The sequence below is a fragment of the Rhodovulum sp. ES.010 genome (assembly GCF_900142935.1).
Lineage (GTDB): Bacteria > Pseudomonadota > Alphaproteobacteria > Rhodobacterales > Rhodobacteraceae > Rhodovulum.
This window is the reverse complement of record NZ_FSRS01000001.1, coordinates 58,981-75,355: the sequence shown is the minus strand read 5'-3', so window position 1 is coordinate 75,355 and position 16,375 is coordinate 58,981. Positions and strand designations below refer to the sequence as shown.

The window sequence follows — 16,375 nt, the reverse complement described above, 5'->3', positions numbered from 1 at the left end:
ACGGATAACTTCTGATCGACAGCACCGGCATCAAGGCGGAGGGCGAAGGCGAGTGGCACGCCCGCAAGCATGGCGGCGCGAAACGCCGTCTGTGGCGCAAGATCCACATCGGCGTCGATGAACAGACGCTGGAGATCCGCGCCATCGAGGTCACCGGAAGCCACATCGGTGACGCGCCCATGCTGCCCGAGCTTCTCGACCAGATCCCCGCTGATGTGGAGATCGGCTCAGTCACGGCAGACGGAGCTTATGACACGCGCAGGTGCCACGACGCCGTCGCCGACCGCGGCGCCGATGCTGTCATACCGCCACGCAAGAACGCCAAGCCTTGGAAGCCCTCGACGGCCGGCGCGATCGCCCGGAACGAGGCGCTGCGCGCATCGAAATACCTCGGCCGCGCCATCTGGCGAAAGTGGAGCGGATACCACCGCCGAAGCCGGGTCGAGACGAAGATGCATTGCGTGAAGCTGCTGGGGCAGAGCCTCATGGCGTGCGACTTCGATCGTCAGGTCGCCGAACTCCAGGTCCGCGCCGCCGTCCTGAACGGCTACACCGCGCTCGGCATACCAGTCACAGAGCCCATGGGGTAAGTGCGTCTGGGGAAAGGGGAGGTCCGGGCTTCACGCTCTTTGCGCAACAAAGCCGCTCGAGATGGACCATGGACACAATGGTCCTGTCGCGGTTTGATGCCGCTCTTGGACGACTAACCGACGATAGAATGACGCTGATCGAGCTGGTTGAGAAGCAGGCTGATGGCGACCTCGTCCGCGAGATGCTGGCCTTCGCGGCTGAGCGGATCATGGCAGCGGAGGTCGAAGAGCGGACCGGCGCGGCGAAATGCTTGACCGCCCGCCTTCGTCCGGCGATCTTTCCGTTAAGCGGCAGGCCACTCCGGGAATGTCGGGTGAGATCGCGTTATGGCCGAAACCAATGGGGTGCTGTCGAACCCCGTGCGGGTAGAGCAGCGAATTCCGACGTGTTCCAGAGAGCTTTCTCGACCATCCCGAACCCGATCTGGCCCCGCGCAAAGCGCCTGTGCAGCGCGTCGCGCGGCAGCTTTATTGACGTGTGTAAAAGAGTTGAAATCAGGGCCTATGGATCCCAGACGTCACCGCACCCGCCTGCGGCCCGAAGCCGCCCCGCGTGCGCTGCTTTCAGAGAAGCCGCTCGCCGAGATCTCTGGGGAGGAGCTTTCGCGGCGCGCCGGCATCACGCGGCAGACCTTCTACGGTCATTTCGTCGGGCTTCCTGCCATGCTCGGGACCTATCTCGACGGGTTTCTGGCCGAAGTCGAGCGCCGCAACGCCGAGGTCAGACGCGCGCCTGCGGACGCGGCGGGCCTGCAAGAGATGCTCCGCCGGAAGTTCGAGCGCGTCTTTCGCGACCTGCCGCGGGACGATCCGCAACTTCGCGCGCTTCTCGACGGCGTGCCGGGGCTCGCCCTGGAAGACCGGTTCGCCGAGCTCGTCGAAGAGCTGATCGGCGCAACACCCGAGAATCCTGTTCTTCCGATCCGATGATGCGCCGCATCGCGGAGCGCTTCTACACCGGTGCCTTCGTCTCCGTCGTGCGCCACTGGATCGCCTCGACCGACCCAATGCCGCCCGACGCGATGGCTTGGGCTTTCACGACCCTTGTTTTTCGCGCCTGGCCCGAGATGGCCGGCGCTCACGAACGGACATCCGCATGACCCAGTATTTTTCTGCCCGCCCTGCCCTTTTTGTTTTCGCCTTGATCCTCGCCCCCGGCCTTGCCCTGGCGCAATCCGATGAGACGGGTGCCGAGCCGCCCGCGGTCCGGCCCGCCAAGATGATGACCTTGACCGCGGGCGATGTGGCGCTCGAACGCGAATTCTTCGGCCGGGTTGCGGCAAAGGAAACGGTAGATCTCGCCTTCCAGGTCGGCGGAAAGATCGCCGAGCTTTCGGTCACCGAAGGCACGAACTACCCCTCCGGAACGCTCTTGGCCGAGCTCGACCTCGACCCGTTCGAGCGCAGCGTCCGGCAGGCCGAGGTGCAGCTCAACAAGGCCGAGCGCGACCTGCAGCGCCTCGAGAACCTTTCGAGTGCGACAGTCTCCGAGGTGCAGATCGAGGATGCGCGCACCCAGCGCGATCTCGCACGGATCGAGCTAGAGAACGCACAGGAGCGTCTCGATGAGGCCACGCTCGAAGCGCCTTATGACGCGCTGGTCGTGCGCCGCGTGACAGGGCTCTTTTCCACCGTCTCGGCCGGTCAGGCGGTGCTGCGCGTCTCGGACATGTCGGAGATCCGCGTGAATATCGACGTGCCGGAGATTCTGTTCCGCCGCACGCAGGACCACTCCGACGTGGAATTCACGGCAACCCTGCCCGGCCGCGATCAGCGCTTCACGCTCGCCCCGCGCGAATTCGAGGCTGAGACTGCCGAGGTCGGCCAGACCTATCGCACCACGCTCGCCTTCACCGAGGATCCCGGCGATTACGTCCTGCCCGGCTCCTCGGTGACTGTGAGAGCACGGGCCGCGATGGGCGATCAGAGCCAGATCTCGATCCCCGAGACCGCGCTCGTCTACACGCCCGACCGAACCCCGACCGTCATGGTTTTCGAGCCTTCTGAGGAGGACGAAAATCGCGGTCAGGTCCGGCAGGTCCCAATCGCAATCGAGATCGCCGATGACGGCACGATCGTGATGACCGAAGGCCCCGAGCCCGGCACCGAGATCGTGGTCGCCGGCGCGTCGATGATCGAAGACGGCCAGACCGTCCGCCGCTTCACCTCTGTCGGGAGGTGAGATACATGTCCATCGCACGCGAAGCCATCGACCGCTCTCTTCTGACCTGGATGCTGATGATCGGCTGCCTGCTGGGCGGCCTCTGGGGCTTTGCCACGATGGGCCGGCTCGAGGATCCGGCCTTCACCATCAAGTCGGCCGTGGTCTTAACCCAATATCCCGGTGCATCGGCCGAACAGGTCGCGACAGAAGTCAGCGAACCCCTGGAATCGGCGATCCAGCAGATGTCCGAGATCGACTACATCACCTCCTCCAACAAGCCCGGTACGAGCCGTATCACGGTGCATATCCAGTCGACCTATGACGGCACCGAGTTGCCGCAGATCTGGGACAAGCTGCGCAAGGAGGTCTCGGACGCCCAGAACCAGCTGCCCTCGGGCGCGGGACCGAGCCAGGTCAACGACAGCTTCGGCGACGTCTACGGCATCTTCTACGCGGTGACCGCGCCCGGCTTTTCCGATGCCGAGATACACGAGCTCGGGGAATATCTCAGGCGCGAGCTTCTGTCCGTCGAAGGTGTTGCCGATGTCGCGCTTGCGGGGCTTCCCGAAGAGCGTATCTTCGTGGAGCCGGACAAGGCGCTCATCAAGAATCTCGGGATCTCGCCCGGCGCGATCGCGCAAGCGATCTCCAACTCGAACGCAGTCTCGGATGCGGGCTCCGTCAGCCAGTGGGGCCAGGAAATCCGCATCGATGCGCCCGAAGGCTCGGGCACGGTAGATGACATCCGCGGCCTGACGATCGGCGTTCAGGGCGACGTGATCGAGATCACCGATTTCGCGCGCGTCTACCGCGAGCGCGTCGCCGATCCGTCGACGATCATCCGTTTTGACGGGGAAGAGGCCTTCACGCTGGGCGTCTCGGGACGGCAGGGCGAGAACATCGTCGATGTGGGCCGTGCGGTCGACGCCCAACTCGACGCCTTGCAGCCGGACATCCCTTTGGGCGTGGAGCTGCACTCAATCTATCAGCAGCACGTTGTGGTCGACGAGGCCTCGACGAGTTTCCTGATCAACCTCGCCATGTCCGTCGGCATCGTGGTGCTGGTCCTCGCACTCTTCATGGGTTGGCGATCGGCCGTGGTCGTGGGCTCGACCTTGCTTCTGACCGTGGTCGGTACGCTCTTCTTCATGGCGCTTGGCGATCTGCAGATGCAGCGGATCTCGCTCGGCGCGCTCATCATCGCAATGGGGATGCTGGTGGACAACGCCATCGTCGTCGCCGAGGGGATGCAGGGTGACATGGACCAGGGCAAATCCTCGCGCGAGGCAGCCGAGGACGTCGCGGGCAAGACCCAGCTCCCCCTGCTTGGTGCGACCGTGATCGGCATCATGGCCTTCGCCGGGATCGGGCTTTCGCCCGATGCGACGGGCGAGTTCCTGTTCTCGCTCTTTGCCGTGATCGGCATTTCCCTTCTCCTGTCTTGGGTGCTCGCAATCACCGTGACGCCGCTTCTGGCGCATTACGTCTTCCGCCAAGGGTCGGGCGAGGCAGGCGATGCCTATGGCGGGCCGGTCTTCCGGGCCTACGGCGCGATCCTACGCGGCGCGCTGCGGGTTCGCTGGCTCGTGATCGCGGCGCTGCTCGCCCTGACGGTAGTCTGCTACTGGGGCTTAGGCCAAGTGAAACAGCAGTTCTTCCCCGACAGCAACACGCCGATCTTCTACGTCCATTACAAGCTGCCCCAAGGGGCTAGCATCAACGCCACGGCCGAGGACATGGCGCTGGTGGAAAACTGGCTTTCGGAGCGAGACGAGATCGTCTCGGTCGCGACTTTCGTGGGCCGCGGCGCGACGCGCTTCATGCTGACCTACTCGCCCGAGGAATCGCTGCCGACCTACGGGCATCTGGTGATCCGCACCGAGACGCTCGAGGACATCCCGCCCCTCCGCGACGATCTCGAGAGCTTCGGCCAGTCGCATCTGCCCGAAGGCGAGTTCCGCACCGAGCGGCTGGCCTTCGGTCCGGGCGGCGGCTCACCGATCGCGGTGCGCTTTTCAGGCTCGGACGCGGATGTGCTGCGCGGGCTTGCGAAGGAAGCGGCGGACCGGATGCAGGCAGCGACGAGCAACGTGCAGGACCTGCGTACCGATTGGCGCGAGCGCGAGCTTGTCCTGAAGCCCGATTACGCCGATGAGCGCGCGAAGACGGCCGGCGTCGCCCGCGAGGATCTCGCCACCGCGCTTTTGACCGCAACGGACGGCGCACGCGCCGGTGTCTATCGCGAGAACGACCGGCTGATTCCGATCCTCGTGCGCATGCCAGGCGCGACCCAACCGGGTGCGGCGCACCTGATCGACCAGGTCGTCTATTCCGATGCCGCGCAGACCTTCATTCCCGTGGAGCAGATCATCAACGGCTTCGATTTCGGCATCGAGGACACGCTCATCCAGCGCCGCGACCGGGTATCTACGATCACGGTCGAAGCCGGGATCCCTGCCGGGATGAACGCCTCGGCCGTGTTCAACACTCTCCGCGCCGATATCGAGGCGATGGAGTTGCCGGACGGCTATACGATGGAATGGGGCGGCGAATACGAAAGCTCAACCGAGGCGCAGGAAAGCCTCGGCAAGCAGCTTCCCCTGTCGCTCATCATCATGGTGGTGATCTCGATCCTGCTCTTCGGGCGGCTGCGCCAGCCGCTGATCGTGTGGCTGCTCGTGCCGATGGCGGTGAACGGCGTGGCGATCGGCCTTCTGGGCACCGGGCTGCCGTTCAGCTTCACAGCGCTCTTGGGTCTGCTGTCGCTGTCGGGGATGCTGATCAAGAACGGCATCGTGCTGGTAGAGGAGATCGACCTCACCCGCGCCGGAGGTGTCGCCTTCCGTGAGGCCATCGTGCGCGCCTCCACTTCGCGGCTAAGGCCGGTCGTGCTGGCGGCGGTGACGACGATCCTCGGGATGATCCCGCTTCTGTGGGATGCGTTCTTCGCGTCGATGGCGGTGACGATCATGGGCGGGCTCGGGTTCGCCTCGGTCCTGACGCTGATCGCGGCACCGGTCTTCTATTCGCTGATGTTTCCGAAAGCCGATCGGGAGGCACGCGAAGCCGCCTGAGGGCGGTGGCGTGCCCCCGTTGGGTGGTCCGGTGTGGATCGGCATGGACACATGACCCTCCCTTCTTGGGGGCCAACACTCTGCAATCATGACATCTTCTGGCGATCAGGTGGGATCATGATCTGCGCAGGTGTTGACCCCGGCCACGGCGCTGAAAGCTTCAATGGCTTGGTTGCCCACCCAGTTGGGTCAAGTTTCGGCGCCTATTCACAAGTCCGCCCCCTGCGGAGACGGCCAAATCTATGAACGGTTCGACAGGTTCAGTCTGCCACCCGCACGCAGGCGCTGAACACCGCGCAGGATCGCGTCGGTAAAGGCCGGGCTAAACGATCCGCGGGCTGCGCGCTCTTCAAGCGTATAGGAGGTCTCGAGGATATCGGCGTTCAACTCGTCTACGATCACCCAAAGCGGCAGATGGGTGTCGAGGTTTGCACGCCGTGCCTCGGTTTCTGGAACTTCCAAGGCGACCCGGCCCGCATCCGGCGCTTTGCTGGTGATCGGCGCGATGAACATGACGTGATGCCCGGCCGCGTTCGTGACTACGATGACGACGCAACTCGGTCGCTTCTTGCGGCCTTCCGTCTCACCGCGATCCGCCTGCCATTTCCAGAGGTAGTGATAGTCGAAGACCTGACCCGCAGCCGGGAAATCAGCGACCACGGAAGTGATCCTCGAGGCCCTCGTCCAGGAGCGTGCCCAGGTCCTCCGGCATATCGGCAACATCCACCGCGACCTGCGACCCGCGCCCGGATGTGAGCGCCTCGAACCGTTCCATCGACATGATCACGAACCGCGCTTTGCGATGCTTCGTGATTGCGACGGGGGCGAGGGTTGCGGCCTCGAAGAGATCGCCCGTGTTACGGGTGAGGTCGCCCGCCGCAAACTGTTTCATCGTGGATCACCATGGTCTTCTGCGTTAGGCAGAATATACGTATTTTCTTAATATTCTGCAAGGGCGAACTCGCTGAGCTTCATACAGGACGCGTTACGGATCGCACCCGCCAGAAACGCCGCCAGCACAGGACTTGCCGCGCCTCTTTTCGGAGCTGAGCAGCTCCGAGCCCGCGAGCGAGGCTTTCGACAGGCAGAACGCCGCCCACCACGCAAAGCACATCGCTTCATGCCTTTGGCCACTTGGATTTACCGTCGGATCTGCTAGTGCTCCCGAAAGAACATACCGTGACCACAAGCCCCATGCCGATTTACCCGATCGACAAACCCGTTCGCATCCCAAGCCCGTCTCAGCGGCTCGCGCTACCGCGCGCAAGCGCGGGCTTTCCCTCTCCCGCGGCCGATGACCTCGAGGATGAGATCGATCCGATCGCGTGGATCGTGCGTCACCCGACCTCCACCTTCTGGTGGCGGGTGGAGGCCGACTGCCTGTGGGACGCGGGGATCCGGGACGGGGACCTGATCGCCGTGGACCGGGCCGGGAAGCGGCGAATCGGCAGGGCGGTCCTGGCCGTCGTCGAGGGCGCCGTGACCGCCAAGATCCTGCGCAAACGGGAGGGACGGTTCTACCTGGCCCCGGCGAACAGCCGGGAAGCTTATCCGGACATCCCGCTCACCGAGGAAAGCGAGATCTGGGGCGTCATCTCCGGCGTGGTGCGGCGCTACCCGATCGAATGACCCGCGCGGTCGCGATCTCGGACAGCGCGAACTTCTACGTGAGCGCGGAGCGGAGGCGTCCTGGCCGCAACGGGGAGGCGCGATGCTCGCGTTCGACCTGAGCGCGATAGCCATGCCTGCCGTCCCCTGGATCGTTGCGGGCACCGCCAGGCAACGCGGCGGTGCCGTACGGGCCAGCCGCTCCCGCGTAAGTACCTAATACGCGGGCCCGGTGGCGTTATTGAACGACATTTCCTCGCACGCCCGGCCGGTCCGCATTTTCCCGGAAACGCCCGAACATGCGCCGCCGGCCGCGGCCGACATGACCGATCCTGCGCGCCGTCTCCGCGAGAACCGGCTGGGTTTTCCACAGAAATCTGCACATCCCTGCCGCTTCTCTACCCCACCCGGATCGGGATTTTCGGGGTGGTGTCATAGGTTCTCCATGCACCCCCGGGCGAAGTCCGCCCGGCTAAAACAAGGAGACCTGACCATGCGCACCATGACCGAACCGTTCGCAGCCTCGAACACCACCAAGCGTTCCAGGGTGATCAAGTTCCGCACCACGCCCGCGGAGGAGGCAGAGTTGCAGCGCCGGGCGCAGGAACACGGTTACGCCCAGCTTGCGGAGTTCATCCGCACGCGCCTGTTGTCCGCGCAGGTGTCGCACGACATGCGGCTCGCCCGCGAGATCGCCCGGATCGGCGAGCTTCTGAACGCGCTTCTGCACCTCGCCCAGGCCACGGACAGCCCGATCCCCCGGGACCGGATCGAGCGGTTGCTGGATGCCGCCGAACAGATGTTTCTGGCCCATCTGCCGGCGGGATCGGAGCGGGGCTGATGCGCCCCCATCTGCAATTCCACCAGACGGCCGAACGCCTGAAGAGCTACGACATGCGGCCCGGCCATGAGCTGCTGGGCGGCACGGTGCCCGTGTCCAGCCCGACCCGGGCGCGCCGGTTTTTCCAGCGCTATGCCGAACCCGGTCGCGCGGGTTTCGTCCACGTCACCCTGTCGGCGCCGGAGGGGCTCTGGCTCTCCCGGCCCCAATGGCTGGCCGTATTCCGATCAGTGCTCGCTCGACACGGGTTGCCGCCGGACATGACGCCCTGGCTCCTCGTGCGCCACACCGATGCGGCCTGCGATCACGCCCATGGCTTTGCTGCGCTCTGCACCATCCTCGGCTTTCCCCTCTGCCCCAACACAAGCCCCGCCCATACAGATGCGACACACCGGAGGCTGGCCCGGCGGCTGGGCCTTGAAGAACCGCATTAAAGCCGCGGTCGCGACGTCCGCCTGTCGGGGCATGTGCCCAAGCGGCGCCTGGCCGAGCATGTCCATGCCCCGCGTCTGGCCCGGGACCTGAACGCGGCCTTCGCGCGGCGGCCGACGGACCTGCCCGGGCTGAACGCCGCGCTGGAGGCGGTCGGCAGCCCGATAAGGGTCGAGATCGAAACCACCGGCCATGACACCCGCAGCCTTGTCTGCCGGCAGGCGGGGACGCTCTCCCTGCGCCTCTCCGCCCTTGGCCATGATTTCGAACCCGCCCGCATGCGCGCCCGGTTCGCCCATGCCGCGGCCCTGCGCCGGGCGGAACCGGTGCTGGCCGCCGGCCTGCTGCTGCGCACCCTTTCCGGACAGCCCGCGCCGGCGGTTTTCCCCATGACACAGGAGACATCCCATGACCCAGCCCCACCGCAGCCCCCTGGCCTTGCCGGACCCGGACAAGGTGCTGATGAGCACGCTCGAGGACACGCGCAAGGACGTGCAGGCCCTGCACCCCTTGCTCGACCTCTTGCAGAACCCGGAAACGACCGAGGGTTCCGCCGCCGCCCGGCTGATCAAGACGATCCTGGAGATGCAGGACATGCTGGAGCGGCAGGCCCACGCGCTCCAGGCCGTGCAGGAGAAGCTGGACGCGCTGGAGGGCATTGCGGACAACGTGGCAGCCCTGCGCGCGCTGCTGGAGGGGCCAGCGGAGACCGGCTGAGCCTTGGCGCCTGGATCGGGCGAGTGTTGAAGGCGGCCCGGCAAAGCGCGGATCGGTTCCGCCAACGCATCCACGCGTCGGCGCGCCGGATCGACCTGGTCTTCGCGGATGGCAGCGCGGCGCGGACCACCCCCGATCGCATCCTCCTGGGGCGCCCTTCCCGGAACGGGACGTCGGGCACGGCACGGGACTTCGCGCAGGCCTATTGCGCGCGCTCCGACCACCTGCCGGCCCCGCCCGACCCGTTCCACCCGCCCGCCCCGGGCATGCTGCTGTCCGGACGGGCGGCGGTGCTGCGTCGCGCGGCGCGGGCGCGCGCGGACCGGCTGGCCATCGTCACCCTGAACCCGGACCCGCCGGACCGGCTGCGGGCGCAGCTGGCGGCGGCCACAGGCCTGCCCTGCGATCGCGTTCCGGTCCCGGGGCTGGAGGATTCGATCCCGGAAAATGCGCGCCCGGTCTTGGTCCTTGGCCCCGCAGCCCTGGCGGCCTTCCGGGAAGACCCGGCCGCCTGGCGGGAGCGCCTCGGCACGCTCGAGGCCGCGCATCCCGACCTGCCCTGCCTCGACCCCGAAAACCGGAAAACTACCCTGCCCCGCCCGGTCGCCAAGCTGGCACGGAATATGGCGGCCCAGATAAGCTCGGAGGCAGAGCCGGAAACGGGAGGGCCGGAAATGAGGTGAGGCAAGAGGAGCGGCATGCCCGGCGAGGCGACCGGACCGGATCCGAGCTTGTTCCGGAAATCTTCCCTATGGGCGATGCAGGCGGCGCGGGCAAGTTGCGTGGACGCGGCCCCGCGCATCATCATCCTCCGCTCGGAAATCCGGGCGACCTCCCCCGTCAGGCCGGGTAATACTTGCGAGCCACCTGTGCCCGGCAGTCCGCCGGAAAGCTGATCGCACCCTTCCGGATACGTCGAAGGGCGGCGAGCAGTCGTTCGCCGCGGTCTGGACAAACGGCAGCAATGCGCAGATCGTGACCGTTGCAAATCAATGCCCATAAAGCCGGTCGCGTGCCAAAAACAAGTTCAGCATGCTGCAACGCGGCTCGTCATTCCTGCTCTTCGCAGCGCTCAAAATTTAGGCCGACGGAACACGTTCGCCGAGAGGCCGAGCAATCATCCGGCCCTAAACTCCAAATTGCAGCGTTTCGTGCAATTTGCGCATTCGCAAGAGATGCTGAGGCAAACAGAGGTCTAGCCTGAATCGACCTCTTGGTTTGTTGTCCAACGTCGCTGGAGGACAGCGCTCTCGAGGCGATCGTGCGTTTCTAATCAGACCCTCTTTTCCCTTGCGAGAGTCGCGCGCTCTGCGGCAGACAGCCTGTTCAAGGCCTCGTTTTCGCAGCCGGTCTCGGCCAGGGCCTTGTGCCAGATGCGGGCGACGGAGGTTGCGCTCCAGGGCAGGACGGCCTGCGCGACCCAGGCGCGGGCGGGCGGCGGCAACCGGTCATGGGCGGCCATCGGATTCGTCCGCGACCGCGCCGGCAGGGGGCTGCGCGCGTTGCCCGTCATGCGGCATGGCCCCATTGCGGGAACGGGTCGGGCAGGCGCGCCCAGGCGTCCGGCTCGAAGCGGGTTTCCGGCACCAGGCAGCGATCCAGCATCGCCGTGATCCGGTCGCGGTTCATCGTGCCCAGCGTGCCGATGAACACCATCTCCTGCCGCCGGTCGCCGAATTCGCCGGCCACCCGTGCGGCCATCCGCTCGCGCTCGTCCGGCGGCCAGTGCTTCTCGGGGACGGCGGCCCACCAGAGACCCAGCGCCTTCACCTCGACCGCCGATCCCGCCAGCGAGAATTCGCCCGCCCAGTGCGGCCTTGTGGCGATCCAGAAATGCCCCTTGGCGCGGATCACGCCGGGCAGCGGCGTGTCGAAAAATTCGGCCAGCTTCGCCGGATCGAAGGGGCGCTCGGCCCGGTAGACGAAGCTGGTGATGCCGTATTCGGCATCTTCGGGCACGTGGTCGGCGAAGCCGTAGAGCTCCTGTAACCAGGTCGGGTGACGATGCGCCGCCTCGAAGCTGAACCGGCCCGTGCCCATGATCTCGGCCGCGTCGACCTTCGCGTAATCGGTCTCGATGATCTTCGCATCCGCGTTCAGCGCGCGCAGGATGGCGCGGGCAGCGGCCAGGTCTTCGGCCGAGGCGAGCGACACCTTGTTCAGCACGATCACGTCGGCAAATTCGATCTGGTCGGTCAGCAGGTTGACCAGCGTGCGCTCATCTTCCGGCCCCAGCTCCTCGCCGCGGTCCTTCAGGAAGTCCTGGCTGGAGAAGTCGCGCAAAAGGTGTGCGGCATCGACCACCGTCACCATCGTGTCGAGCTCGGCCACGTCCGACAGCGACCGGTCCTGACCGTCGCGATATTCGAAAGTGGCCGCGACAGGCAGCGGTTCCGAGACGCCTGTGGATTCAATCAGCAGGTAGTCGAACCGGCCCGCCTCGGCGAGCCGGCGCACCTCGATCAGCAGATCGTCGCGGAGCGTGCAGCAGATGCAGCCATTGCTCATCTCGACAAGCTTTTCCTCGCCGCGCGACAGTTCGCTGCCCGCGCGGACGAGGTCGGCGTCGATATTCACCTCGGACATGTCGTTGACGATCACAGCAACGCGGCGCCCGTCGCGGTTGTTCAGGACATGGTTCAGAAGGCTCGTCTTTCCCGCGCCCAGGAAGCCCGAGAGAACTGTTACGGGGAGTTTCGCGGCGCCGCTCATGCTCGTTCTTCCCCGTCAAGCTCCGCGGCGACGGCCTTGATGGCGTCCAGAAGCCCGGCGTGGTGTTCGGCGCCATGGCCGTGGGCCTGAGCCATCCGGGCATGTTCGCCGGTGTCCACCGCAGGCGCATGCGCCGTGCCATGGGCGATCTGTTCCTCGTGCCGGGCGATCTCGGCCTCGTGGCCGACGATCCGAGCCTCGTGCAGCATCAGCGCCGCCTCGGCCCGTTTCACCGTGGCCAGCGCCTCCAGGTGTTCGCGCCGCCAGCGGAAATGATCCTGCGCCTGCTTCAGATGCTCGGCATGCATGGTCTCGTCGGTCGTCGTCACGGGGCTCTCCCTGTTTCTTTGCGAAGCGTGCCTCGACCAGGCGAGGCGCAGAGGTAACGTAATGTGATAATATATCTATGTGCAAGCCGATTTCCGCAGAATTTCGCCAGTCGCTCGCACCCTATACCCGCGTCCGCCGAACACCCTCGATCCGCCCATCGAAACCCTCGCCACGATCTGCCATCTTCGTCGTCTCCGTCTGGAAATTCGGAACGAGACTCGGCTGACGGTCAGACGCGGGGAAACCGTGGTTTAATGGGGCGGAGACGGCAGATACGGCCGTCGCGCAACCAGAGCCGGTGAACCGCAGCTACGAGAAGGGCCGCTACGCTTCCAGGTGTTTAGTTCCCAGTCCGCCGGGCCGGTCAGAACCCTAGAAAAACACTGTCGGGATCACATGAACGCTGCGATGAAGGAACACCGCCCGCGGCGACGGTGGGAGCTTCCGGGCGACTTGGCAGACCGGTGTAACGGTACGATCCGCCACCGCCCCACGATCCCTATGCTGGCGAAAAAGAAGAGGGGCTGGCCTTCAAAAGGGTTGGTACCCTGCCGTTGCCGTCAGAATGGAAAGACGACGGGGATGATGAAGAACGCAATGGTCGCGATGCCAAGCGCCAGCGGCACGCCGACCTTCAGAAAGTCGGCAAACCTGTAATTGCCCGGACTGACCACCAGAGTCACCACCGGCGACGACACGGGCGAGGCAAAGCCCGCCGATCCCGCGATCAGCACCGCGATGGCCATCGGTACCGGCGAGACCCCCATCGACAGCGCGGCGTTCACCGCAATCGGCCCCACCAGTACCAGGGTCGCCGTGTTCGACAGGATCCAGCTCAGGGACATCGTCAGCAAGAACAGTGCCATCATGACCGCCCGTGGACTGTCGTCGCCCGCCATCTGCAACAGCGCGGTCACGATCATGTCGGCGCCGCCGGTCTTGTCCAGCGCCGTCGAAAGCGGCAGCATGCCCGCGATCAGCACCAGCGTATCCAGACGGATCGATCGATAGGCCTGGCTGGCAGAGATGGTGCCGCTCATCACGGCCGCAATCGCTGCCAGGATCACCGCGATCGTGATCGACAGCCCCCCGATCGAGACCGCGATCATGCAGAACAGGATGATGAGCGCGATCCAGAGTTTGCCTGAATTGGGCACGGACCGCGCCCGCTCGGCCGGCTCTTCGAGAATGACGAAGTCCCGCGTGGCGGCATTGACCCCGTCCAGCCTTGACCACGGGCCGGCGACCAGCAGCCGGTCACTGCCGCGCAAGGGGGTCATCTGGATGTCAGCCAGTGACCTGCCGCCGCGCAGAATATCCAGCACCTCAAGCCCATAGTTTTCGCGGAATGCCAGCTCGGCCAGGGTTGATCCCCGGATGCCGGCCTCGGGGTGTATCATCACCTCCATGATCCCGAGGGTGTCGATCCATCTGTTCATGTCGTCGTAGAACGACCCGGCCGGCGCGACACCGGGCGTCTGGGCAAACCGGGCAAGGTCGGCCTCGCTGCCGGTCACGACAACCAGGTCATCACGCTGCAACTCCATTCCGATCGAGAACAGCGTCGTATGCGGGGTGCCGCGCGGGCCGCGGCGCCAACGCGACAGGATCCGCGGCGCGATGGCAGTCAGGTCTCGCGCGGCGCTGCCGGCAAAGCTTTTCTCGATCCTCATGACCTCGGCCCGGTCCAGGCCGTGAATGCGGAACATTTCGGCAAGGGACCGGTCGCTGCGCCTTGGCTGGTCGGTGCCGTTCGCCGTCAGCGGGCCAAGCAGGTGACGGCCGATAAAGACAAAGAACAGCACCGTGAGGACCAGAATGGTCACCCCGATGATGGTGAAGCTGAAAAAGCCGAGCGGTTGGCCGGTGGCGTCGCGTAGCGCGTCTGAGACCGCCAGGTTGCCGGGCGTGCCGATCAGCGTCAGCATGCCGGAAATCAGGGCGCCGAACGCCATCGGCAACAGCAGCCGGGCGGGGTTTATGCCCGAGTCGCGGGCGATGCGCAGGACGATGGGGATAAAGATGGCCACCACCGCCGTCGAGGACATCACCGACCCCAACACAGCCGCGCCAACGCAAAGCGGCACCATCAGCCGCACTTCCTGACCCCGGCCGTATTTCAGGATCTGGTCGCCCACCGTGCGGGCCACGCCGGTCCGCTCCAGCATCTCGCCGACGACGAACAATCCCGCGACCATGATGATGATGGTCGCCCCAAAGCCCGCGACAGCCTCGGCCGGACTGAGAATTCCCGAAAGGGCGAGAGTCACAAGCACGAAGAGCGCGATCAGGTCATAGCGGACCCGGTTCGACGCCATCATGATTGCGGCCAGGCCCATCAGGTAGAAAACGAGTGTCGCGTCGCTCGGCACGGGCGATCTCCGGGTCGTGGCGATACCACAGCCCTAAATGATCAAAACAAAGGGTTCCATCGATCAGGTGGCCGCGATGACCTGTCACTTAGCGGTGATCCAGCCATCTCTGGCGCCGGGGTGCTGTTTGCGCCAATCGGCACAGGCCGATTGACCTGCCACGGGATTTTTCCTCCACCTGCGATTAGAGTCCGACCCAAGGAGGGGACGGACAATGAAGCGAACGAGATACAGCGAAGAGCAGATTATCGGCATCCTGGCCGAGCATGAGGCCGGGGCGAAGTGTGCCGATCTGTGCCGCAAGCACGGCATGTCGGAGGGGACGTTCTACAACTGGAAAGCCAAATACGGCGGCATGACGGTGTCAGAGGCCAAACGGCTGAAGGCGCTCGAGGACGAGAACGCCAAGTTGAAGAAGCTGCTGGCGGAGCAGATGCTGGATCTGGCCGCGATGCGCGAGCTGGTTTCAAAAAAGTGGTGACGCCCGTCGTGAAGCGCGAGGCGGTCGCGCATCTGAAGGCCCGGTTCGGGCTGTCGGAACGACGGGCGTGCCAGATTGCCGGCGCGGATCGGAAGACGATCCGCTACCGGTCGCAACGCGCACCCGACACGGAACTGCGCGGCCGATTGCGGGAGCTTGCCAACGAGCGTCGGCGGTTCGGCTACCGGCGGCTCTTCGTCCTGCTCCGGCGGGAGGGCGAGCCCTCGGGGATCAACCGTATCTACCGGCTTTACCGCGAGGAAGGGCTGACCGTCCGCAAGCGGCGCGCGCGGCGCAAGGCCATCGGCACCCGCGCCCCGATCCTGGTCGAGGCGCGCGCAAATGCCCGTTGGTCACTGGATTTCGTCCATGACCAGTTCGCGTGCGGGCGGCGGTTCCGGGTGCTGAACATCGTCGATGACGTCACGCGCGAATGCCTCGCCGCGATCCCGGACACGTCGATCTCCGGCCGGCGCGTCGCGCGGGAGCTGACGGCGCTGATCGAACGTCGCGGCAAGCCGGGAATGATCGTGTCGGACAACGGGACGGAACTGACCTCGAACGCGATCCTGAAGTGGTGCGCCGAGAACCGGATCGAATGGCACTACATCGCGCCGGGCAAGCCGATGCAGAATGGCTTTGTCGAGAGCTTCAACGGCCGGATGCGGGACGAGTTCTTGAACGAGACGCTGTTTCGTAACCTCGCCCATGCCCGCGACCTGATCGCCGCCTGGGTCGCCGACTACAACACCGAGCGCCCCCATTCGGCCTTGGGCTATCAGACCCCGGCTGACTACGCGCAGACCCTGACCACCGCAATCGCCCGACCCGCTGCGCGAGATGAGAGCTCCGCGCGTCGGGCGATTGCTCAACCCGCGCCATTTGGCGTAAACACCAACCGGGCTCCGGTCGCGGCTGGATGAAAGATCAGTGGCAGGTCAGTAGCACCGCCGTAGCACCGAAACCTGCCAACGCGACCGCCGCCCTTTCGGGCGGCGCGTAAGATGCTGTTCTGTGGTGATTTTTTGGTTGCGGGGGCATGCAACCGCCGAAG

The 16,375-nt window shown here is 65.5% G+C and carries 16 protein-coding genes and 1 pseudogene; 11 read left to right on the top strand and 6 right to left on the bottom strand.

The window, feature by feature from the left end:
* Window positions 1–8 precede the first annotated feature (8 nt).
* From BUR28_RS00415 to BUR28_RS00400, 5 genes and pseudogenes are all read left to right on the top strand, one after another.
* Window positions 9–590 (top strand): annotated as a pseudogene (locus BUR28_RS00415) (IS5 family transposase); the annotation flags it as partial.
* A 327-nt stretch (window positions 591–917) separates the two neighbouring features.
* A complete protein-coding gene (locus BUR28_RS18830) occupies window positions 918–1,520 on the top strand; it encodes a TetR/AcrR family transcriptional regulator (protein ID WP_139307453.1) in 603 nt (200 codons plus the stop codon).
* Window positions 1,517–1,690, top strand: a complete 174-nt coding sequence (locus BUR28_RS19760) for a TetR-like C-terminal domain-containing protein (RefSeq protein ID WP_175566857.1) — start codon at window positions 1,517–1,519, stop codon at window positions 1,688–1,690. Before BUR28_RS18830 ends, BUR28_RS19760 begins: the two co-directional genes overlap by 4 nt.
* Window positions 1,687–2,772 (top strand): efflux RND transporter periplasmic adaptor subunit, encoded by a 1,086-nt coding sequence (locus BUR28_RS00405; protein WP_074218305.1) that lies wholly within the window; start codon window positions 1,687–1,689, stop codon window positions 2,770–2,772. The genes BUR28_RS19760 and BUR28_RS00405 overlap by 4 nt, the downstream gene beginning before the upstream one ends.
* Before the next feature lie 5 nt (window positions 2,773–2,777).
* Window positions 2,778–5,828 carry an efflux RND transporter permease subunit gene (locus BUR28_RS00400; RefSeq protein ID WP_074218304.1) on the top strand — a complete coding sequence of 1,017 codons (3,051 nt, stop codon included), beginning with the start codon at window positions 2,778–2,780 and terminating at the stop codon, window positions 5,826–5,828.
* Window positions 5,829–6,068: 240 nt separating this feature from the next.
* Here BUR28_RS00400 and BUR28_RS00395 read toward each other — a convergent pair whose 3' ends face one another.
* Window positions 6,069–6,488: a hypothetical protein gene (locus tag BUR28_RS00395; protein ID WP_074218303.1), complete on the bottom strand. Its 420-nt coding sequence runs from the start codon at window positions 6,486–6,488 to the stop codon at window positions 6,069–6,071.
* Window positions 6,478–6,720, bottom strand: a complete 243-nt coding sequence (locus tag BUR28_RS00390; RefSeq protein ID WP_074218302.1) for a type II toxin-antitoxin system Phd/YefM family antitoxin — start codon at window positions 6,718–6,720, stop codon at window positions 6,478–6,480. The genes BUR28_RS00395 and BUR28_RS00390 overlap by 11 nt, the downstream gene beginning before the upstream one ends.
* A gap of 302 nt (window positions 6,721–7,022) precedes the next feature.
* Here BUR28_RS00390 and BUR28_RS00385 point away from each other — a divergent pair, with 302 nt between their 5' ends.
* The 5 genes from BUR28_RS00385 (at window position 7,023) to BUR28_RS00365 (ending at window position 10,109) form a co-directional block, all read left to right on the top strand.
* On the top strand, window positions 7,023–7,457 hold the full coding sequence (locus BUR28_RS00385; protein ID WP_074218301.1) for a LexA family protein: 435 nt from the start codon (window positions 7,023–7,025) through the stop codon (window positions 7,455–7,457).
* Window positions 7,458–7,929: 472 nt separating this feature from the next.
* Window positions 7,930–8,277 (top strand): plasmid mobilization protein, encoded by a 348-nt coding sequence (locus tag BUR28_RS00380; RefSeq protein WP_074218300.1) that lies wholly within the window; start codon window positions 7,930–7,932, stop codon window positions 8,275–8,277.
* Window positions 8,277–8,711, top strand: coding sequence for a hypothetical protein (locus tag BUR28_RS19170; RefSeq protein ID WP_139307452.1), 435 nt, complete (start codon window positions 8,277–8,279; stop codon window positions 8,709–8,711). The genes BUR28_RS00380 and BUR28_RS19170 overlap by 1 nt, the downstream gene beginning before the upstream one ends.
* Window positions 8,712–9,117: 406 nt before the next feature.
* Window positions 9,118–9,426, top strand: a complete 309-nt coding sequence (locus BUR28_RS00370) for a hypothetical protein (RefSeq protein ID WP_074218298.1) — start codon at window positions 9,118–9,120, stop codon at window positions 9,424–9,426.
* Between the two features lie 23 nt (window positions 9,427–9,449).
* Window positions 9,450–10,109: a hypothetical protein gene (locus BUR28_RS00365; RefSeq protein WP_074218297.1), complete on the top strand. Its 660-nt coding sequence runs from the start codon at window positions 9,450–9,452 to the stop codon at window positions 10,107–10,109.
* Window positions 10,110–10,699: 590 nt separating this feature from the next.
* On the opposite strand, the gene BUR28_RS00360 is transcribed toward BUR28_RS00365, so the two are convergent.
* The 4 genes from BUR28_RS00360 to BUR28_RS00345 form a co-directional block, all read right to left on the bottom strand.
* Entirely contained in the window at window positions 10,700–10,939 is a 240-nt protein-coding gene (locus tag BUR28_RS00360; RefSeq protein WP_074218296.1) for a DUF6525 family protein, read from the bottom strand.
* On the bottom strand, window positions 10,936–12,138 hold the full coding sequence (locus tag BUR28_RS00355) for a GTP-binding protein (protein ID WP_074218295.1): 1,203 nt from the start codon (window positions 12,136–12,138) through the stop codon (window positions 10,936–10,938). Before BUR28_RS00355 ends, BUR28_RS00360 begins: the two co-directional genes overlap by 4 nt.
* Window positions 12,135–12,467, bottom strand: a complete 333-nt coding sequence (locus BUR28_RS00350; protein WP_074218294.1) for a hypothetical protein — start codon at window positions 12,465–12,467, stop codon at window positions 12,135–12,137. Before BUR28_RS00350 ends, BUR28_RS00355 begins: the two co-directional genes overlap by 4 nt.
* A gap of 561 nt (window positions 12,468–13,028) precedes the next feature.
* Window positions 13,029–14,840 (bottom strand): SLC13 family permease, encoded by a 1,812-nt coding sequence (locus BUR28_RS00345; RefSeq protein WP_083626295.1) that lies wholly within the window; start codon window positions 14,838–14,840, stop codon window positions 13,029–13,031.
* 214 nt (window positions 14,841–15,054) lie between these two features.
* Between BUR28_RS00345 and BUR28_RS00335 the strand changes: the two genes are divergently transcribed.
* A protein-coding gene (locus tag BUR28_RS00335; protein WP_139307446.1) for an IS3 family transposase occupies window positions 15,055–16,244 on the top strand; the annotation gives its coding sequence in 2 pieces (ribosomal slippage) (window positions 15,055–15,307 and window positions 15,307–16,244; 1,191 coding nt in all).
* The last annotated feature ends 131 nt before the right edge of the window (window positions 16,245–16,375 follow it).